Source organism: Microbacterium sp. bgisy203, assembly GCF_965345155.1.
In the GTDB taxonomy this organism is placed as follows: Bacteria; Actinomycetota; Actinomycetes; order Actinomycetales; family Microbacteriaceae; genus Microbacterium.
This window is the reverse complement of sequence record NZ_CBDRLZ010000002.1, coordinates 78,992-98,102: the sequence shown is the minus strand read 5'-3', so window position 1 is coordinate 98,102 and position 19,111 is coordinate 78,992. Positions and strand designations below refer to the sequence as shown.

General features: G+C 69.8%; 16 protein-coding genes. 10 read left to right on the top strand and 6 right to left on the bottom strand.

Annotation, left to right across the window (positions count from 1 at the left end; genetic code table 11):
- Positions 1-308 precede the first annotated feature (308 nt).
- Complete coding sequence (locus ACRVYW_RS03865) at positions 309-2,240, top strand: KAP family P-loop NTPase fold protein (RefSeq protein ID WP_431801904.1); 1,932 nt, start codon at positions 309-311, stop codon at positions 2,238-2,240.
- A gap of 89 nt (positions 2,241-2,329) precedes the next feature.
- On the opposite strand, the gene ACRVYW_RS03860 is transcribed toward ACRVYW_RS03865, so the two are convergent.
- A complete protein-coding gene (locus ACRVYW_RS03860) occupies positions 2,330-2,455 on the bottom strand; it encodes a hypothetical protein (RefSeq protein ID WP_431801902.1) in 126 nt (41 codons plus the stop codon).
- Between the two features lie 421 nt (positions 2,456-2,876).
- Between ACRVYW_RS03860 and ACRVYW_RS03855 the strand changes: the two genes are divergently transcribed.
- The 5 genes from ACRVYW_RS03855 (at position 2,877) to ACRVYW_RS03835 (ending at position 8,143) form a co-directional block, all read left to right on the top strand.
- Positions 2,877-3,521 (top strand): peptidase M23, encoded by a 645-nt coding sequence (locus ACRVYW_RS03855; protein ID WP_431801900.1) that lies wholly within the window; start codon positions 2,877-2,879, stop codon positions 3,519-3,521.
- A 104-nt stretch (positions 3,522-3,625) separates the two neighbouring features.
- Positions 3,626-4,867: a CAP domain-containing protein gene (locus ACRVYW_RS03850; RefSeq protein WP_431801898.1), complete on the top strand. Its 1,242-nt coding sequence runs from the start codon at positions 3,626-3,628 to the stop codon at positions 4,865-4,867.
- A gap of 45 nt (positions 4,868-4,912) precedes the next feature.
- Positions 4,913-5,950, top strand: coding sequence for a glycoside hydrolase family 6 protein (locus ACRVYW_RS03845; RefSeq protein WP_431801896.1), 1,038 nt, complete (start codon positions 4,913-4,915; stop codon positions 5,948-5,950).
- A gap of 93 nt (positions 5,951-6,043) precedes the next feature.
- A complete protein-coding gene (locus ACRVYW_RS03840) occupies positions 6,044-6,916 on the top strand; it encodes a response regulator (RefSeq protein ID WP_431802580.1) in 873 nt (290 codons plus the stop codon).
- Between the two features lie 252 nt (positions 6,917-7,168).
- A complete protein-coding gene (locus ACRVYW_RS03835) occupies positions 7,169-8,143 on the top strand; it encodes a hypothetical protein (protein WP_431801894.1) in 975 nt (324 codons plus the stop codon).
- 205 nt (positions 8,144-8,348) lie between these two features.
- Here ACRVYW_RS03835 and ACRVYW_RS03830 read toward each other — a convergent pair whose 3' ends face one another.
- Complete coding sequence (locus tag ACRVYW_RS03830; RefSeq protein ID WP_431801892.1) at positions 8,349-9,779, bottom strand: glycosyltransferase family 2 protein; 1,431 nt, start codon at positions 9,777-9,779, stop codon at positions 8,349-8,351.
- Between the two features lie 98 nt (positions 9,780-9,877).
- On the opposite strand from ACRVYW_RS03830, the gene ACRVYW_RS03825 reads away from it, so the two are divergent.
- Both ACRVYW_RS03825 and ACRVYW_RS03820 read left to right on the top strand, forming a co-directional pair.
- A complete protein-coding gene (locus ACRVYW_RS03825; protein WP_431801890.1) occupies positions 9,878-11,518 on the top strand; it encodes a sensor histidine kinase in 1,641 nt (546 codons plus the stop codon).
- Entirely contained in the window at positions 11,515-12,600 is a 1,086-nt protein-coding gene (locus ACRVYW_RS03820; RefSeq protein WP_431801888.1) for a diguanylate cyclase domain-containing protein, read from the top strand. The genes ACRVYW_RS03825 and ACRVYW_RS03820 overlap by 4 nt, the downstream gene beginning before the upstream one ends.
- 22 nt (positions 12,601-12,622) lie before the next feature.
- Here ACRVYW_RS03820 and ACRVYW_RS03815 read toward each other — a convergent pair whose 3' ends face one another.
- Entirely contained in the window at positions 12,623-13,216 is a 594-nt protein-coding gene (locus ACRVYW_RS03815) for a hypothetical protein (protein ID WP_431801884.1), read from the bottom strand.
- Between the two features lie 193 nt (positions 13,217-13,409).
- On the opposite strand from ACRVYW_RS03815, the gene ACRVYW_RS03810 reads away from it, so the two are divergent.
- A complete protein-coding gene (locus ACRVYW_RS03810; RefSeq protein ID WP_431801882.1) occupies positions 13,410-14,168 on the top strand; it encodes a response regulator transcription factor in 759 nt (252 codons plus the stop codon).
- Positions 14,169-14,234: 66 nt separating this feature from the next.
- Here ACRVYW_RS03810 and ACRVYW_RS03805 read toward each other — a convergent pair whose 3' ends face one another.
- Both ACRVYW_RS03805 and truA read right to left on the bottom strand, forming a co-directional pair.
- Entirely contained in the window at positions 14,235-14,918 is a 684-nt protein-coding gene (locus ACRVYW_RS03805; protein WP_431801880.1) for an endonuclease/exonuclease/phosphatase family protein, read from the bottom strand.
- Positions 14,919-15,006: 88 nt separating this feature from the next.
- Positions 15,007-15,843 carry a tRNA pseudouridine(38-40) synthase TruA gene (gene truA, locus ACRVYW_RS03800; protein ID WP_431801878.1) on the bottom strand — a complete coding sequence of 279 codons (837 nt, stop codon included), beginning with the start codon at positions 15,841-15,843 and terminating at the stop codon, positions 15,007-15,009.
- A 108-nt stretch (positions 15,844-15,951) separates the two neighbouring features.
- Between truA and ACRVYW_RS03795 the strand changes: the two genes are divergently transcribed.
- Positions 15,952-17,928 (top strand): acyltransferase family protein, encoded by a 1,977-nt coding sequence (locus ACRVYW_RS03795; protein ID WP_431801876.1) that lies wholly within the window; start codon positions 15,952-15,954, stop codon positions 17,926-17,928.
- Between the two features lie 15 nt (positions 17,929-17,943).
- Here ACRVYW_RS03795 and ACRVYW_RS03790 read toward each other — a convergent pair whose 3' ends face one another.
- Complete coding sequence (locus tag ACRVYW_RS03790; protein ID WP_431801874.1) at positions 17,944-19,032, bottom strand: GNAT family N-acetyltransferase; 1,089 nt, start codon at positions 19,030-19,032, stop codon at positions 17,944-17,946.
- Positions 19,033-19,111 lie beyond the last annotated feature (79 nt).

Below are 19,111 nucleotides of genomic sequence, written 5' to 3'. Positions count from 1 at the left end.
GCACGCGCACGCGCGCGCGAGACGCGCGCCGCGCTTCGGGGAGTTCCATGCCGGCCATCACGCCCATCGGCTGCCGCATCGTCCTGAAGGGATCCGCGTGGGCGGCACCCGTCATCCTCTTCGCCTAGGGCACGCCGGCCATGACGACCAGCCCTGTCCCAGCTAAGGCGACCGCCTGGGTCGACGCCGTGCGCATCACCGCGTCGCTGACCGCACCCTACGCCCGGCGCCGGGGTTCATCATCTCCTGACGCGCGCTAAGCAGGTAGCGCTGCTCGGCTCCAAACTCCTGATCGATAGTGTTCCCCTGTGACGTCCGTTACCACAGGCAGAAACCTCATCGGCTACACCGACATCGCCCTCGACCCCGCACGGCCGGGCAGCGAATCCGAGATCGGCGACCTCGATCGACTCGGCATAAGCCACTACTACGACGGCTTGGCCACCTTCGTCCGCGACTGCCACACGCCGATGACGATCGCGGTGCAGGGAGACTGGGGCAGCGGCAAGACCACCGCGCTGAACTTCATCCAGCATCGCCTCGAACACCCCGACGAGACTGCGGGTGGTTCCGCCGAGGACGCTGGGTCTGTGAGCACATCAACGCCGCCGCTGCGCACCGAAGTCATCACCTTCGACACCTGGCTCTACTCACAGTTCGACCTCGGTGACGAGCTGATCTTCTCCCTCGCGCGAGAAATCATCGTTCCTCTGGCCGGCGACTCCGAGCAGGGCAAGGCACTGCTCAAGTCATTCGTCGCGTTCGGAGCACATGCTGTTGCCAAGGGAGCACTCTTCCTTGGCACGATCACCGGATGGTCAGCGGCGGCCGACGCCGCCGTGGGGGCGACGAAAGCGGGAGTGTCCGCCTATCGCGAAGCCCAGGCAAATCGTCCTTCCGACGTCGTCGGGCACCTGAAGAAGATGCGAGAGCAATTCGCCGCCACCGTCGATGAGTTCTGCAAGAGCAAGAGAATCGACCGTGTGGTGATCGTCATTGACAACCTCGACCGCGTGCAACCGCGTCGCGCGATCGACATTCTCGAGAGCCTCAAGCTATTCTTCGAGGTACCGAACTGCGTGTTCATCCTGGCGATCGACCTCGACGTCGTCGTGCGCGGTACGACCGAAAAATACGGTGAGATGCCGGCCCGCAAGGCGCGCCAGTTCTTCGACAAGATCATCCAAGTCCCCTTCGCCATGCCGGTCGCGTCGTATGACGTGCACCAGATGCTCTCCGCCCACTTCAAGCTCCACCTCGACAAGACCGATTCCCTGGTCTCGCTTGTCCGGGCAGCCGTTGGGACTAACCCGCGTGCCATCAAGCGGATGTCGAACTCCTTCGAGTTGCTCTGCTTGGTGGCACGCACCGAGCTCTCGCTCGAGCTCCAACGGGCGATGGTTGCGATGATATGCATCCAAACGGCATTCCCCGCGGTGCACGAACTCATCGCGACCAGCGTCTATGCGCCGGCCACGCGACGTGGCGAAGGCGACCCGATCAAGAATCTCCTCAGCCAGGCTGACACGACCGTCCACGGCGAACTCGAACGACTCGTCGAGCAGAACGAGATCGAAGCGGCTGAGATGGCGGTGGTCACTCGCCTGCTCGCGTCGCTCTCAGACTTCTTCGGAGGCACGGACGAACCCGACCTCGAATTGCTCAATGAGGCAGTCCGCCTCACGCAAGCGACCGCCGTCGACGCCCATGGTTCAGCAGGAGGGTCATCGGTGAACGCTTTGCGCGTCTGCGATCTCGATGAGATGTACGCCATGGTCGAGACCGCCGCCGGAAAGACGGTTGGGGAGATCGTTCGACGCACCGTGGCCACGGTGCAAGCGACTCTCGCGGAGCAAGGCAAGCCGCTGGCCTGGCTGATTCAACCTGCGTTGCGCTACATCGTCCTTTATGCCGCAGACGACGCCGTGGCCGTTGCCAGCCTCGGCCCGGCAGCGCGCCCGCGGATCGCCAGCCTCAGCTACCACCCGAAACACGTCCGCGCCAACTACGGTCGGCGCGACCCGCAACGCATCTCCACCGACGCGCAACCCGCCCCCGCCGGCAGATGGAACGACCACTACAACTTGCTCAGCGAGAGTGCCCGCGAATCATCGGGGAAGGTGAGAGTGCGCTACAAGCCCACCGGATACCCGATCGTGGTGGAGATCTCTTCGGCGGCCGGCGTCGATGAGATGGTCAAATCGCTTCTTCTCGCCTATGACCTCTCGCAGACGAAGTGACCCGGACTGCCTCTTTTGTTCCCGCATATCGACGTGGACAGTCATCTAGTGTAGCAGTTCTGTTCTATTCACGAAGAATGGACAACGACTCACTCGCCGGCATCGCCGAGGCCCTCGCGGCACGTGCGAATGTCGGCGGTGAGCATGCGCCCGAACCGCTCACGCCCGGCGAGCTCGTCGCCGTGCATCACACGTTCGGCGCTCTGAAGCGCCACGTCGAGGCTGCGTTCACCCCTGTTGCCGCCGAGATCGCCCGCCAATCGCACGCCGAACTCGGCAAAGACTCGCTCGCGAAGAAGGCTTCCGCACACCCGCCGTGTTCATCCAGGCGGCCACCGGTCGAGCGGGGCGAGGCGATCAGGATTGTGCAGGTCGCGAGGGTTCAACCGAGCACAGAAGCTCGCCCTCGCCGAACGCGACGGTGGGAGCGCCCGCTGTAGAGCCCCGTCGCGTTCACGACGACGGGTGGAGCGTCCGCATCGGCGGCACCGGAGTCGACGCGCCGGCGTGGTTCATCCCACCACATGGATCGACAGAGAACGCTCCCCACGGCCCGGTGCGCGACGCCGACACACACTCCCCGCGTGAGGTAGCGATCCCCTGCCCACTCCCAGGCGCCCATGCGAGACTCCCTCCATGGCGCGCGCGGCATCCACTTCCGCCCGCGCGCGCTCCCACACCCGCGCAGGCACCCGCACCCGCACCCGTCACCGCCCGAGCCAGCGACAGCGCCGACGCCGCATCGTCGCCGCCGCGCTCGCGATCGCGGTCATGCCGATCCTCGCCGTCACACTCATCGCCGTCAACGCCTACATAGCAACGACCACCGCCCCGCCCGCGATCGAGAAGTGGGACGACCAGCAGCGCGCCAACGCCGCCCTCATCATCGCCGCGGGCCGCGACCTCGGGCTGTCCCCGCGGGACCAGGCCATCGCCGTCATGACCGCGATGGGCGAGTCGTCGCTGCGCAATATCGACTACGGCGACTGGGAGACGAGCGGCGTCACCAATCCCGACGGCTCCCGCACGACATCCATCGGACTCTTCCAGCAGCAGGATGCCTGGGGCACCCGCGACCAGCGGCTCGACCCCTACGCCGCGGCGACCCTTTTCTATCGCGCGATGACGGCCCGGGTTCCCGACCGCGACCAACGGGCGCCGACCACCGTTGCCCACCTGACTCAGATCAATCGCAACCCCGACCATTACGCCCGCTACTGGGAAGACGCGGTCGTGATGCTCGAGTCGCTGACCGGCGAGGACGTCGGCTCGTCCGGCTGAGGCGGGAGACGGCTGCATCACATGGCGCCTGCGTCTGGCGTGGCGGGTGTGAAACCTGGTAATCAGGACACACCCACAATTCCTTCCCCCCGGAGGATCACAACATGTCCACCCGCTTCAGGCGGCGCTTCGGCGTCGCCGGGACGGCGATCACCGCGTGCGTCCTGCTGCTGTCCGGCATCAGTTCGTCCGCGGCAGCCGCCGCCCCCGCAGGCTCCTCCTGCACGTCGCTGACCCTCGCTCAGGCGCAGGCGCGCATTCTCACCGACGTCAACGCCGCCCGCACGGCGGCCGGCGTAGCGCCCCTGACCGAGAATCCTCCCCTGTCCGCGGTTGCAACGAAGTGGTCGCAGAAGCAGGCGAAAGCGGCATCCATGTCGCACAACCCGAACTATTCGACGGAGATCCCGCCCGGCTGGTCGCGCGCCGCGGAGAACGTCGCGACGGGACAGACGGTCGCGAACGTGACCACCGCGTGGATGAACAGCTCCGGTCACCGCGCCAACATCCTGAACGCCGCCTACACGCACATCGGCATCGGCATCGGCTGCAGCGCGGCCGGTCGCCCCTATTACACACAGAACTTCGGCGCGTACACCCGCACGCCGGGCACCGCCGCGGCACCCCAAGGCGTGAAGGCCGCCGCCGGGCAGGAATCCGCCACCGTCAGCTGGAGCACGCTCACCTACACCGGCACGCAGACGCTGACCGGCTTCACCGTCACGGCGAACCCGGGCGGCATCACAGCGACAGCCTCGGGAAGCGCACGATCGATCCAGGTCGCCGGGCTGACCCCGGGTACGGCGTACACATTCACCGTGACCTCGACCAACGCCTTCGGCGTCTCGCCGGCATCCACCGCGTCGGCATCGGTGACGCCGACCGCGCTACCCGTTGCAACACCGACGGGGGCGCCGAAGCCCGCACCCACGCCGACCACTCCCGCCAACCCTGCCGACGCGTTCGCGGTGAAGGCACACGTGCAGAGCATCGGATGGATGGACGGGTACGGCACCACCGGTCGCGGTCTTCGCCTCGAAGCCCTCACCCTCACACAGCGGACGGATCTGGTCATATGCGCACGCGCCCATGTCCAGACCGTCGGATGGATGAGCATCTCCTGCACCTCCGGCACCGGCACATCGATCACCCTCGGCACCACCGGTCGCGCCCTCCGCATGGAGGCCCTCGAGCTGTGGAGCCCGGGCGCCGCCATCTGGGCCGAAGCCCACGTGCAGAGCGTCGGCTGGCAGGGAGTACGCCGCTCGAGCGCTCCCGGCGAGCACATCACGATCGGCACCACCGGTCGCGCCCTGCGAATGGAGGCCGTGCGCCTCTGGCCGTAACTCGATCGGCGCCACCGCAACACCACCGCAACTAGAGTCGTTCGCGTGACGCGCACCCGCCGCACCACCCGCCCCGCTCGAAGGCGACGCGCCGCCTGGCTCTTCGCCACCGCGGCGGTGGTCGTCGTCGCGGTGGCGGCGACGGTGGGCGTCGGCGCGGCGACGGGGTGGTTCGGCGCGCTCGGACCGACACCACCCGGCCCGGGCACCCGGTTCGTGGTCGCCGCCGAATCGGCGGCGGCGCAGGCGGCGGCACAGGCATCCGGCACCGACACGACCGCGGACGCGGGCGAGGCGAAGGATGCCGCGGACTTCCTCGCCGCCCAGCCCACCGCGTACTGGCTGACGCCCGAACGCGACCCGATCGGCGCCGTCGCGGCGCGCGTCACGGCCCTCGCCGGAGAGGCGCGCACCCAGGACGCGACCCTCGCCCTCGTCGTCTACGGGCTGCCCGAACGCGACTGTGGAAACCACTCCGCCGGCGGACTCTCGCCCACCGACTATCCCACCTGGATCGACGAGATCGCCGGCGCGCTCGTCCAGGCATCCGAGGTGCGCGCGGTCGTGATCCTCGAGCCCGACAGCCTCTCGCTCGCCACCGAGTGCGGCAATCTCGACGACCGGGTCGCCCAGCTGCGCGCCGCCGTCGCCGCGCTACAGCGCGAGAACACCTGGATCTACCTCGACGGCGGACACTCGAACTGGCACCCCGCCGCCGAACAGGCGCGCCTGCTCACGGCGGTCGGCCTGGGCGGGGTCCGCGGGTTCAGCCTCAACGTCTCGAACTTCAACGCGACGGATGCCGAGGTCTCCTACGCCCATGCCGTTGCCCGCAACCTCGATGCGCCCGCGCACGCCTTCATCGACACGTCGCGGAACGGCGCCGGATCGAACGGCGAGTGGTGCAACCCACCCGGACGGCTGGTGGGGCAGGCATCCGGCACCATCGGCGATGACGTCGTCGACACGAACCTCTGGATCAAACCTCCCGGCGAGAGCGACGGCCCCTGCAACGGGGGACCCGCCGCCGGAGAGTGGTGGCCCGCCGCCGCCATCGAGCTGACGCATCAGGCGCGTCGGTAGCATGGCGCATACGGGCGGACGGGAGACGACGTGACGGAGAGCGGCAACGCCAAGACGGCGGTTGTCATCGAGGACGACCCCGAAGTGCGGCACATGCTCGCCGACGTGCTCGAAGCGGCGGGGTTCTCGACGATCTCGGTCGGCAACGGCATCGACGGGGTCCGCGCCGTCGAGACCTACCAGCCCCTCATCACGACGCTCGACCTGAACCTCCCGGGCATCGACGGGTTCGAGGCGGCGCGGCGCATCCGGGCGCGCAGCGACACGTACATCATCATGCTCACCGGCCAGATCGACGAGGCCGACGTCGTCATGGGCCTCTCGGCCGGCGCCGACGACTTCGTCACGAAGCCGTTCCGCCCGCGCGAGCTGCGCGCCCGCATCGAGGCGATGCTGCGGCGGCCCCGCGGGGTCAGTGGTGGCGGCGCGGGTGGCGGCGCGGGCGGCGCGTACGGGACGGGCACCGGGGCGATCCCGCAGCAGGACAAGGTCGGGCCGTCGTTCCCGACGCGGTCCGTCTCCCCCGAGTCCGTAACGGTGAACGCCATCGCCGCTGCGGCGGCGCAGGCGCTAGAGGCCGGAGGCCCCGACGAGCTCGTGGTCATCTCGGGGCCGGTGCGGCCGGCATCCGACCCCGAGACCTGGCTCACGCACCGCGACCTCGAGCTCGAACCCGACTCGCGCATCGCGCGGATCGGTGATCGCGAGCTCGACCTGACCCGCACCGAGTTCGATCTGCTCGCGGCGCTGCTCGAGTCCAAGCGCCGCGTGCGCAGCAAGGCCGACCTCGCGCTCGTGCTGCGCGGCGAGTCGTACGTCACGACGTACTTCGTGGGGGATGCCGACAGGCGCGCGATCGAGGCGCACATGACCAACCTCCGCCGCAAGCTCGGCGACGACCCCTCGAACCCCCGCTACATCGAGACCGTGCGCGGCGTCGGCTACCGCCTCACCTCCGAGCTCTGACGCGCCCCGCCCCGCACCCACCCCTGGCTCCCGCCCCGCCCCTGGCTCGCGAATCACCGCTCCTTTCGCGAATCACCTCCGGATTCGCGCGAATCGAGCGGTGACTGGCGCATTGGGCGGTGATTCGCGAGCGAGAGGGGCGGAGCCGAGGCGCATCCCATCGATTCCTCCACAATCGGCGCGACGTGCGAACTGTGCACAGATCGCCCGATCCGCGCCCCACGCCTGCGGCGCAACGCGCACCCTGTCCCCATGACACCCGACGAAGGTTACGCGGCGCTCCGCGACCGCGCCCAGCTCGCGACGCTCGGCGTTCGCGCCCGCGCGCTCGATCGCCTCATCGCCGACGGCTCAGCTGTCCGCGTCGCCACCGGCCGTTACGTCACGTCCGAATTCTGGAGCCGGCTCTTCGCCGAGGACCGGCACCTTCTCGCGGTGCTCGCCGCGACCGAACGGTCCCGCACCGACGCCGCCGCCGTCCTCACGTCCGCCGCAGTTCTCCACCAGTTGCCCCTGTGGCGCCACACTCCCACGCATGTCCATCTGGCAGCGCCCACGTTCAACGGTCAGCTCCGCGATTCGCCCGACGTCGCCCATCACCGATGGCGGGTGAAGGATGCCGACACCGTGCGCATCTCCGGCATCCTCTGCACCTCGCTCGCGCGGACGGTGGCCGACCTGCTGCGTTATCTCGACCCGGTCGCCGGCCTCGCCGCCGCCGACGCAGCACTGCGCTCCGTCGCGTGGAACCCCCGGACGCGCACCTACAACGCGTCCCTCGCCGAAGAGTTTCGGCTGATCATCGCGAGCAAGATCCGGCCCGGATCGCGGGGCGCCAAGACCGCGCGCTGGGTGCTCGATCTCGCCGACGGCCGCTCCGAGAGCCCGGGCGAGAGTGCGAGCCGCATGCTCCTGATCCAGTTGGGATTCGCGCCGCCACAGCTGCAAGTGCCCGTGGCCGGACCGGACGGACGCCCGTACTTCGTCGACTTCGGACTCGATGAGGTGGATGCCTGGGGCGAATACGACGGGACCTCGAAGTACCTCGACCCGCAGATCCGCGGCGGCGCGCTCACCCTCGAGGAGGCGATTCTCAACGAGAAGACGCGCGAGGACTGGATCCGCGGGACGACGCACCGAAAGTTCGGGCGGTGGGGGACCGAGCACCTGACGCTTCCGCTCCTCGAGCGGCGCCTGCGAACCTTCCAGATCCTCCCGCGCCGCTGAACCCCCAGCTGGCTCGCGAATCACCGTCCCTTTCTCGAATCACCGCCGGATGCGCGCGAATCGAGCGGTGACTCGCGCATCGGGCGGTGATTCGCGAGCCGGCCCTGAGCCCGCGCCGCAGCCGACCCACCCCGAAGAATCCGGCCGCCCCCGGGGCATACGCCACGCCGGGAGCGGCCGGGACTGACGCTTCCCCCCGAAAGCGTCAGACCTTGTATCCGTGCTGGCGACGGATGAGCTTGAGGAACATCGACAGGGTCTGGATGACGGTGATCACCCCGACGATCGGCCAGCCAACCCACAGGATCGTCGACTGCACCATCACCGGCAGCATCCACCAGACGACCGTCACCGCGGCCGCGACCGCGACCACGACGGCCAGCGGCACCCAGTGCCCGAGCCCGCCGCCGCTCTCGGCCTTGGCCTGCAGCGCCCAGTTGTCGACCTTCTTGCGCGAGAGGAACCGCGTCCACGACCGCAGGAAGTGGCTGATGCGCACCCACATGTACAACTCGGCGGGAACCACGAGCGCCGCGAACGCGATGTCACGCCCGTCGCGCTCCTTCATCGTCATCGCGATGCGGATGTTGAGGAGCACCGCGACCACCGGCGGAAGGAGCCACCACGCCGAGAAGACGAACGCGCCGATCGACAGCGACCCGGCGAGGAGCGTCAGGAACGCGACGCGCACGAAGAAGTTCGTCAGCATCGAGAAGTTCTCGAGCCACCGCAGACGCAGGTTCGGGTGGAAGGGCTGCCCCTTCGTGTCGCCGCGCTGGCCCGGCCACATCAGCTCGATGGCCCCATAGGTCCACTTCACCTGCTGCGCGTCGAGGCCGCGGAGCGTCGTCATGCCGCCGACGTAGGCGCGGGCGAGCGGGTTGATCTTCGTCAGGTAGCCGGCGCTCTTGATCTGCAGCGACAGCAGCGAATCCTCGACCTCGCTGTCTTTCACCCACGGCGTCGACTGACGGTTCTCGCGCATGACGTCGCGCAGCGCCTTCGTCGCGAAGATCGACAGCTGCCCGCCGAGGACGGCCATGTTCCGCCCGCGCAGCAGGTTCTGCATGTTGAACGCCGCGAACTGCGAGCGCTGCCCGGCGATCAGGAACTTCGCGATGCCGCCCCTGATCGGCCTGTCGTCGATCGTGTACACGGCCGAGATCCCGCCTATGCGGGTGTCCGAGACCGCCTCCGACTCCAAGTACTCGACCGCGCGCGGGTCAGCGACCGTGTCACCGTCGACGCCGAGGAGATACTCATAGCCCTCGACGAGGGCGTACCCGTAGTTGAGCGCGCCGACCTTCTTGTCGGGGTTGTTCCCGATGTCGTGGACGAAGACCTCGGTGAACTGAGGCCCGAGTTCGGTCTCGAGTTCGTGAGGGCCGGCGTAGCGCGAGGCGATCTTGACCGTGGCATCCGTCGTGTTGTTGACGACGACGTGGATGACGTCGGGCACGCGCGTCTGGCCCAGAAGACCCTCGATGACGCCGGCGATCGACTCCTCCTCGTTGTACGCGGGAATGACGCAGCCGATCGTCGAGCGATGCGTCGACGTGTCGTCGAGCACCGACGCGAAGTCGTCGGGGAAGTGATGGTCGGATGCCAGCACGATGTCGCTACCGGGGAGGGTCATGTCCTCCACCCTCCCCGGGCCGCCGCAACGAACCCCCTCCGAACGTCGGAGAGGAGCGCAAGGTTTCCGCAAGATCTCCCCCGGATAGGCTCTACACCATGGCCCCCGACGACACCGTGCCCGTGCGCCAGGTGTCCTTCCGGGCCGACGCGCGCACGCGCTCGATCTGGCTGTGGCAACTCTCCCTCGCCGTCGTCGTCGTCGTCGTGGCGGTCGCCGTGCTCCTGCTCGCACCCGCCGTGCTCGCGTCGGCACCGACCGCGGGCGGCATCGTGATGATCCTCGCGCTCACCATGATGACGCTCGTCCTCCCATGGCACCGCGCGGGGCGCAGCGCGGTCGCGACGCTGCCGCTCGCCGACATCCTCGCCATCGGCCTGCTCGCCTGGGGTAGCGAACTGAGATTCGGGTTCCTCTGGGTGTTCCCCCTCGCCTGGCTGGCGAGCCACTTCCGCGTGCCGTGGGTCGTGGCCGGCCTCAGCCTCGTCGCAACCGTCGTCGTGCTGGATGCCTTGACGCACACCGCCGACGAGACCAGCACTCTGCGCTTCCTGGTCGTCCTCCTCTCGCTGACGTTCATCTCGATCACGATCTACAACAGCGCCCGACGCACGCGCGCGTTCAATCGCCTGCTGCGCCGACAGGCCGATCGGCTCGAAGCGACGCTCGAGCGCGTGCGCGCGCAGGAGCGGCGGGTCAACCAGATGCTCAACGGCCTCGACTCGGCGGTCGCCCGCGTCGATCGCGAGGGGCGCCTGCTCGGCATCAACGAGGCGTATCTCGCGCTCTACGGCATCGATCCGCGCGACACGTCCCGCCCGCCCACCTCGGTGGAGTACGACGAGCGCGGCGGCACGGCACTCCGCGAGGCCGACCGCCCCGCGGCACGCGCGGCACGCGGCGAACTGTTCTCCGACGAGCGACTGTGGCTGTTCGACGCCGAGGGCCGGTGGCACATCGTGTCGGCATCCACTCGCGAGCTCGTCCACGGCCCGGCCGAATCGGAGACGACTCTTCTCGTCATCCGCGACATCACCGAGGCCGTCGAGGCGGAGAACGCCCGCCGCACTCTCGCCACGACGGTCACGCACGAGCTCGCCAACCCGCTCACGGCGATCGTCGGATACACCGATCTTCTCCTCGAAGACGACCTCCCCCCGCGCAGCCGCGAGCGTCTCGAGCTCATCGAGGCGGCGGGCACGCGCATGGAGCGGCTCATCTCGGAGGTCCTGCGCGCGGGCGGCCGCGAGGCCGGCCTCGACCCGCGCCGCCGCCTCGACGCGCGGGCTCTCATGGCGGCGACGGTCGAATCGTTCCTGCCCGCGGCGGCAGCGGGCGATGTGTCCCTCGAACTCCGCGAAGGGCCCGAGGCGCCGATCGACGCGGACGCCTTCCGCTTGCGGCAGGTGTTCGACAACCTCGTCAGCAACGCCGTCAAGTACACGCCCCGGTCCGGATCGGTGGAGGTGACCGTCGCGGCGGTGGGTGGGGATGCCGTGATCCGCGTGACCGACACCGGCATCGGCATCGGCGCACATGATCTGCCCCACGTCTTCGACGACTACTTCCGCGCCGAGACGGCGCGCGACGCGGGGTTGCCGGGCACCGGGCTCGGCATGGGCATCTCGCGCACGATCGTCGAAGAGCACGGAGGCACCCTGGAGCTCACGAGTCACCCGGGCGCGGGGACGACGGCGACGATCCGCATCCCCCTCGACGAAGGAGAAGGCCCGGCATGATCGACATCCAGCTCGCCCAGGTCATCGTCGCCGCCGTCGCGATGGTCTGCATGATCGGACTCGGGTTCCTCTACCGTCCGAGCAGGGCGACGGCACTCTGGTCGCTGACGTTCGTCGTCGTGATGCTCGCCTGCGGCGGGACGCTCGTGGCGACGGCGTCGGGCTTCCCGCGCCTGATCCTCGTCGCGACCGGCGTGCTTCTGGCCGCCCCGGTCCTCATCTGGTCGGGCTTGCGGGCACTGCGCGGCGCGACCTCGCTGTCGTGGCTCGCGCTGATCGTCGCTTTCGCGTCTTCCGGAGCGCTCGTGGCGCTGAACGGCACCGAGGCCTACATCTGGGGATTCCGACTGGGGTTCGGTCTGACCGCGGTGTTCGCCGGACTGACGATCGTCGAGCTGCTGCGCCGCCCCGAACGAGCGGGCAGCACGTCGATGCCGCTCGCGGCCTTCTCTCTCCTCGTCGTCATCGCGGGTGTCGTGAGCGTCGCCGCGGGGCTGGTCGCCCCCGGCGACCCCGAAGAGTCGTTGCTGTTCCTGCGCACGATCAACTCGGTGGGAATGCTCGCGTACGTCGTGTGCGCGCTCGTAACGCTCCTCTTCCTCGCCCGCGACGACAGCACGTCGCCGCGCCGCTCCGCGTTCCAGGAGGTCGCCGCCGACCGCCTCCGCCGCGCGGAGCGCGCCGGAGAGCGCTCCTGGGCGCTCGTGCACATCCAGCTCGACGACGCATCGGACGTGCGGGCCGCGACGGGCGACGCCGGCTTCACCGCGATCGTCGGACGCCTGGGCGACGATATCGCCGAGACCTTCCCGACCGAAGCCGACATCGGACGGCTCGGGCAGGCATCCTTCGCGGTGCTCCTCGCCCTTCCCTCGACCGTCATCCGCGAACGCGTGCGCACCCTCCTGCGGACGGTCGCCCAGCCCCACGACGCAGTGCGGGCCGTCACCTCGGCATCCATCGGTTGGGCCGGTGTCGCCGAGTGCGGGTACGACCTCGACGCGCTGCTGGACGCAGCGCGCTCGGCGGCCGAGCGTGCTGCCGCGGCGGGCGGCGACCGGTGGGAGCGCGCCGTGGCGTGAGCCGGGTATCGCGCCCGCGGCGTCAGCGCGCGATCGCGACGGTGAGGCTGTCGGTCGCCGTTTGCTTGGCGTACTCGGTCGAGGTCGGCGTGGTCTGCACGAGGAAGTCGTAGGTGAATTCCAGCGTCACGAACGTCGCGTCCGCAGGCACCGCGCCGACCGTGAACTGCTGCGAATAGCTGTAGGGGTCGAGCACGAGGTAGCCGGGGGCGGTCGTCGCCTGGTCGACCTGCGGGGCGAGCGGGTCGAACGAGCCCGCAGAGTTCGCCGGAACGGCGGTCATCGTCGCCTTCTGCAGGTAGACCTTCTGCCCGTCGGCCGGGGTCACGCTCGTGACGAGCGAGAGCTTGACGGGTTTCAGAGCCGTTGCCGTCCACTTCTCCATCGACAGCTCCGACCAATAGTCGACGGTCGCCGTGACCGCTCCGGCGGTGAGCGTGCGCTGCGTCGACCCCGACGACAAATCGTTGGGGACCGGCGTCGGGATCGCGGTCGATGTCGACGACGGGCTCGGCTCGTCCGTCGCTCCTCCCGACCACGGCGCGGGGTCGCACGCGCTGAGTGCCAGGGCGATCGCCACCGCGCCGAGGCCGATGAGTGTCCATCGCGTGCGCATCCCGCCCACCTCCGTGTCACTGTCGGCCACATGGGCGCAGTCCCACATCCTATCCACGGCCCGCCCGGGAAAGACCAGTGGCGTCATCCTCGCCCGGCGGCGGCACAGCTGGTCTTGAGTGGGCGTTGAGCCACGCGGACCGGCCCGCACGGGCGTGGCACAATGAGCTTCGCATGCATGAAAAGGAGCCCAGATGAGCGAGAACGCCGGCCCCACCGCCGTCGTCATCGACGACGACCCGGACGTCCGCGATCTGCTCGTGCAGGTGTTCTCCAGCGCCGGATTCACGGCCGTCGCGGTGGACAACGGTCTCGACGGGGTGAACGCCGTCGTCACTCACCGTCCCACGATCACGACACTCGATGTCAATATGCCCGGCATCGACGGTTTCGAAACGGCACGGCGCATTCGCGAACACAGCGACACCTATATTCTGCTCATCACTGCGCTCACCGAGGAGGCTGACGCGATCCTCGGTTTCAGCGTCGGCGCGGACGACGTCGTCACCAAGCCCTTCCGCCCCCGCGAACTGCGGGCGAGAGTCGTGGCGGCGCTTCGTCGTCGGTCCGAGGCGCATCCGCCACCCTCGTCGGAAGCGGCGAGCGCGACGTCTGCGCCTCTCGTCGGCGCCTCTGGCCTGCTCGTGAACCGATCCACCCACAGCGTCACCATCGAGCAGCGCCCCGTCGTGCTCACACGCACCGAGTTCGAGCTGCTCGCGATCCTCGTCGAGGTGGCTCCTGAGGTCCGGAGCAAGGCAGATCTCGTGGCGGCCCTGCGGCCACCGGGCCGGGCAGGCCGCGTGTCAGAAGCGGACGAGCGAGCGATCGAGACCCACATGACGAACCTCCGGAGAAAGCTCGGCGACAGCGCTACCGAGCCCCGCTACATCGAGACGTTGCGCGCGGTTGGGTACCGTGCCATCCTTCCCGTGGATTCCTCGCGCGGCTGACCTCTTCACGACGACACACCCGGCTGGACTCCATGCCGTCTGCCGCGCACCCCTCAGACCCGCGGCTCAGACCCGCGACGCCGCCTTCGGCGCGGCGGTGATCAGGATCGGCAGGTGATCGCTCTTACCCTGCGGGAGCGTCGTGATCGTGTCGATGTCGAAGCCGACGCTCGTCGCGAAGTCGTAGTGCCCGCGGAAGAACTTGTACCGCGTGTAGGTGCGCGCGTCGCTGAGGCTCAGATCGTAGCCCGCCTCACGCACCTTCTGGCCAAGATTCTCCTTGAAGACCGGATAGTTGTAGTCCCCCACCATCAAGATCGGCAGGTCGTCGCCGAGACTCGCGAGCTCGCCGAGGGCCGCCGAGATCTGCTTGCGCCGCAAGGAGTTGAGCGCGGTGAGCGGCGCCGCGTGGAAACTCGCGACGATGAACTCGCGCCCGTGATCGATATCGCGCAGGCGCACCGCGAGCATCCGCTCCTCGGCGGGCTTGAGCACCCGGTCGTGGAGCGACTTCTTGAGCGCCAGCGAGCGCACCTCGAGCGCCGTGAAGGTATTGCGGCGCAGGTACACCGCGAGGCCGAGCCGGTTCCGCGCCGTCGCGTCGACGAGCTGCAGCCCCGCGATGTCGCCGGGGAGCTCCCCCGAGACCGCCTCCTGCAGACACAGGATGTCGGCGCCCGTCGACTCGACGAGCTCCTCGAGCTCGCCGAACGCCTTGTGCTTGTTGAGGTTGTACGAGATGACCTTCATCGTGTCGCCAGCATAGGGCGCCGGGCCGCGAATCCGCTCCGTCTTGACACCACGTTTGCGATGGATTCGCCGGGCGTCGAGAAGGTGTTCAGTCGGTGTCGAGCGACCGACGCGCGCGGGTCTGGTCGGCGCGCGCCGCAAGCAGGTCGTCGGCCGGGTAGCCGACCTCGGTGAGCGTCAGCCCGCGCGCCGCGAGCACCTTGCTCTCGCTCGTGCGGACGCCCCCGTCGCGGATGCGCGTGACGTCCGCGACCGTCATCTTCCCCTCACCGACGGCCGCGCACGCGCCCACGAGAGCGCGCACCATGCTGTGGCAGAAGGCGTCGGCTTTCACGTTCGCCAGAAGGATGCCGTCGGCGCCCCGCGACCATCCGAATTCGAGCAGCGTGCGGATCGTCGTCGCCTCCTCGCGCGCCTTGCAGTACGCCGCGAAGTCGTGCAGGCCGATGAGCGAACGAGCTGCGGCATCCATCGCGGCGACGTCGAGGCGCGCCTTCACGGTCGTCGTCCGCGCACGCTCGAGCGGGTCGTACGGGGTCTCGAGATCCGCGATGCGATAGGAGTAGCGCCGCCACACGGCGGAGAAGCGCGCATCGAACCCGGGCGCGGCTTCGGCGGTGCGGTGCACGGCGACGTCGGGGTAGGGCCCGAGCACCCCGGTGATGCGGGCGGCGAGCGCTTCGGGCGCGGGGTTCCGTCCCTTCGCGAGACGCGCGTGCTGCGCGTCGGTGAGGTCGAGGTGGGCGACCTGCCCCGCGGCGTGTACTCCGGCATCCGTCCGCCCCGCGACGACGAGTTGCGGGTCGCCGCCGAGCACACGCGCGATCGCCGCCTCGAGCGTCCCCTGCACCGTCCGGAGGCCCGGCTGCCGCGCCCACCCCCGGAACGCGGTGCCGTCGTAGGCGAGGTCGAGACGCAGGCGCACGCCCTCAGCCTATCCGCGCGCCGGCGCGCGTTCCGACTCCACATCCGGCGACACTTCCGTAGACTGGATGGTTCCCGCACACCCTCCCGCTCGCCCGGTCTCTTCGTCATGCCCTCCTCTCTCACGCCCCGCTTCGCCGGCTTCGACGGCCTGCGCGCCGTCGCGGTGCTCCTCGTCGTCGTCTACCACCTCTTCCCCGCCTGGCTCCTGCACAGCGGCTTCGTCGGCGTCGACGTCTTCTTCGTGATCTCGGGCTTCCTCATCACCTCGCTCCTGCTGCGCGAGCGCGCGGCGACGGGGCGCATCGGTCTGCGCGGGTTCTGGACACGGCGCACACGCCGCCTCCTCCCCGCTCTCGCGCTGGTCGTGACCGTCAGTGCCACGGCGGCGTGGCTCATCGGCGGCGACGTCCTCGTCGGAGTCGGCCGCCAAGTCTTCGGCGCGGCGACGTTCTCCTACAACTGGGTGTCGATCGCCGGCGGCGCGTCGTACTTCAGCGCGGCGGAACCCGAGCTCTTCCGGAACCTCTGGTCCCTCGCCGTCGAAGAGCAGTTCTACGTGCTGTGGCCCCTCCTGCTGCCCGCGCTTCTCCTCGTGCGACGCCCTGTCGCCCGCGTCGCGATCGCACTCGCCCTTGCCGGCGGGTCGGCGCTCTGGGGGGCGTCGCTCGTGGCGGGCGCGGGGCTGACCCGCGCCTACTACGGCACCGACGCGCACGCGTTCGGACTGCTCATCGGCGTCGCGCTCGCCTTCGCGCTCGCGGCGTGGCAGGAGCGGGCGGCGCGGCAGGCGCGCGCGGAGCGGCAGATGTCGGATGCCGGAGCGCGAGCGACGCCGCGCGCACGCACCGCCCTCGTCGCCGGACTCGGCATCGTCGCCCTTCTCGCGCTCATCGCCGTCGCATCGTGGCAGGGAGGAGCGGCGCTCTACCCGACGGTCCCGCTCGCGGCATCCGCCCTCACAGCGGTCGTCATCGCCTGCGCGCTCGGCTCGCCGCTCGGGCGCGCCCTCGACGTCGCTCCGCTCCGCTGGGTCGGTGAGCGCTCGTATGGCATCTACCTCTGGCATTGGCCCGTTGTGGTGCTCCTTTCGAGCGCCGTGACCGGCGCGTTCATCGACACTGCGATCCCGGTCCGCGTCGCCGTCGCGGCGCTCCTTGTGACGCTCGTGGCGTCCGCGCTGTCGTACCGGTTCATCGAGCAGCCCGTGCGCCGACTCGGCTTCGGCGGCGCGCTGCGGGCCCTTCGCGGCCGGCTCGCCTCGACGCCCACGCGACGGTTCGGTGCGGTCGCGGCCGTCGCGGCCGGTGCGCTCGTCGTCGGCGGCACCACCGCCGCCGTCGCGGCAGCGCCGGAGGTCACCTCCAGCGAGGCATCCGTGCAGGCGGGGGTCGACGCGCTCCGCGAGGCGTCCGCCGCCCCTACTCCTGTTCCACCGGATGCCGCCGCACCGGATCCCGCGCCTACCGCCGTGCCGACTCCCACGCCGACCGTCGGCCCCGACGGCGAACCGCTGCCCCCGGCCCCCGCGAGCGTCACCGGCGACCGGGTGACCGCGATCGGCGACTCGGTCATGCTCGCGTCCGCCGGCGGGCTGCTCGACCGGCTTCCCGGCATCCAGATCGATGCAGCCGTGTCACGCTCGATGTGGGCGGGCGACGACATCGTCGCCGACCTCGCCGCCGGCGGCGCGCTGCGCGACTACGTGGTCGTGGGGCTCGGCACGAACGGACCGGTCGACCCGGGAGCGCTGCAGCAGATCCGCGACGCGATCGGCCCCGACCGCACGCTCGTGCTCGTGAACGCCTTCGCCCCGCGCGACTGGATCGCGGGTGTGAACACCGAGCTCGCGGGCTTCGCTGCCTCACACCCCCGCACGGTCGTCGCGGACTGGTCGAGCGCGATCGCCCCTCACGCCGACCTGCTCGCGGGCGACCAGATCCACCCCGGCGAGGCCGGCGGAGAGGTCTACGCCGCGACCATCGCGGACGCGGTCGATGCCGTCGAGAGCCAGCGCTCCGAGGCGGCGCACGAGGTCGCACTCATCCGCTGGCTGACGGGACGCGGGCTGACCCCCGCCGGGTGACGGGTCGCACGTGCGTCACACCCGCTCGACGAGAGCAACCTCCTGCGATGTTGCGTGGAAGCCGAGGCCTTCGTACAGGGTGTTGGCGCCGGTCGGGCTCGCCGTGTCGACATCGAGCACGGCGCGCTCGAGCCCCGCGTCGCGGATCGCGCGCAGCGTCCCCGCGATCACGAGCGGCGCGATGCCCCGGCGGCGGTGCGCCCGCACGACGCCGATGAGGTCGATGTAGGAGTTGCTGGCCCCGAGCGCCGCCCAGTCGTCCTCGTTGACGGATGCCAGGCAGAACCCGACGATCTGCCCGTCGGCATCCACCGCGAGGCGGGACAAGTCGGGGCGGAAGAACGGACCGCCGACGAACTTCTGCCAGGTCTCGGGCTGCGAGGGGAGGCTCCCCCAGTGGTCCCGGAACGCGTCGTTGCGTGCGAGGCGCGCGTCGTCGTCGCGGTCGTGTGTGAACGGCACGACGCTCACACCGGCGGGCGCCTCGAATTCAGGAGCGGAGAGTTCGGGTACCGGAAGCGTCATGTCGCGCTCCATCGTGGTGAACCAGCGCTCGGGCCGGAACCCTGCGCGCGCCGCGATCGCCTGCTGATCGGCGTTCGACTCCTCGGCGTAGACCTTGAGGTCGGCCGTCCACGCCTGGACGGGGGGATCGAGCGACTCCGCCGGCGCGAGCGTCGGAACGACCGCGGCGAGGTGTTCCAGAGCGCGAGCGCGCTGCCACGCGAGCAGCACGGTTCCGATGCCGCGGCGCCGGTGGTCCGGGTGCACCGTCCCACCGAGGTTGACGGTGAGCTGCCCGGCGCGGGAAGGGTGCAGGAACGCGGAGGCGAACCCGACGATGCGGCCGTCGGCATCCACCGCCACGAGCGAGTCGCGGGAGTGGTCGATGAACGGCAGGTCGAAGGTGTCGGCGATGTCCTCGCGCGGGGTGATCCAGGTGGGGTGGTCGACCGCGTCCGCCGCGGCCGCGACCGCGTGGATGCCGTCGATGTCAGCCTCGGTCGGCGCCCGCCACACGGTGATGTCGGGAGGCGCGGGCGGACTCGTGGGGGTCGCGCTCCGGAGTGCGTCGATCCGCTCGATCAGGGTGTGCTCACTCACCCAGCCACACTATCGCGAGGGCGCGCCAGCGGTCCGGGCACGAAACGAGGCCCGCCCCCTGTGCAGGGTGCGGGCCTCG

Excerpts from the sequence above, each read along its gene's own strand:
- ACRVYW_RS03805 (WP_431801880.1), bottom strand. The coding sequence starts at position 14,918 with ATGAAGGTCATCTCGTACAACCTCAACAAGCACAAGGCGTTCGGCGAG.
- ACRVYW_RS03830 (WP_431801892.1), bottom strand. The coding sequence starts at position 9,779 with ATGACCCTCCCCGGTAGCGACATCGTGCTGGCATCCGACCATCACTTC.
- ACRVYW_RS03825 (WP_431801890.1), top strand. The coding sequence starts at position 9,878 with ATGGCCCCCGACGACACCGTGCCCGTGCGCCAGGTGTCCTTCCGGGCC.
- ACRVYW_RS03835 (WP_431801894.1), top strand. The coding sequence starts at position 7,169 with ATGACACCCGACGAAGGTTACGCGGCGCTCCGCGACCGCGCCCAGCTC.
- ACRVYW_RS03850 (WP_431801898.1), top strand. The coding sequence starts at position 3,626 with ATGTCCACCCGCTTCAGGCGGCGCTTCGGCGTCGCCGGGACGGCGATC.
- ACRVYW_RS03815 (WP_431801884.1), bottom strand. The coding sequence starts at position 13,216 with ATGCGCACGCGATGGACACTCATCGGCCTCGGCGCGGTGGCGATCGCC.
- ACRVYW_RS03820 (WP_431801888.1), top strand. The coding sequence starts at position 11,515 with ATGATCGACATCCAGCTCGCCCAGGTCATCGTCGCCGCCGTCGCGATG.
- ACRVYW_RS03855 (WP_431801900.1), top strand. The coding sequence starts at position 2,877 with ATGGCGCGCGCGGCATCCACTTCCGCCCGCGCGCGCTCCCACACCCGC.
- ACRVYW_RS03810 (WP_431801882.1), top strand. The coding sequence starts at position 13,410 with ATGAGCGAGAACGCCGGCCCCACCGCCGTCGTCATCGACGACGACCCG.
- ACRVYW_RS03840 (WP_431802580.1), top strand. The coding sequence starts at position 6,044 with ATGCTCGCCGACGTGCTCGAAGCGGCGGGGTTCTCGACGATCTCGGTC.
- ACRVYW_RS03795 (WP_431801876.1), top strand. The coding sequence starts at position 15,952 with ATGCCCTCCTCTCTCACGCCCCGCTTCGCCGGCTTCGACGGCCTGCGC.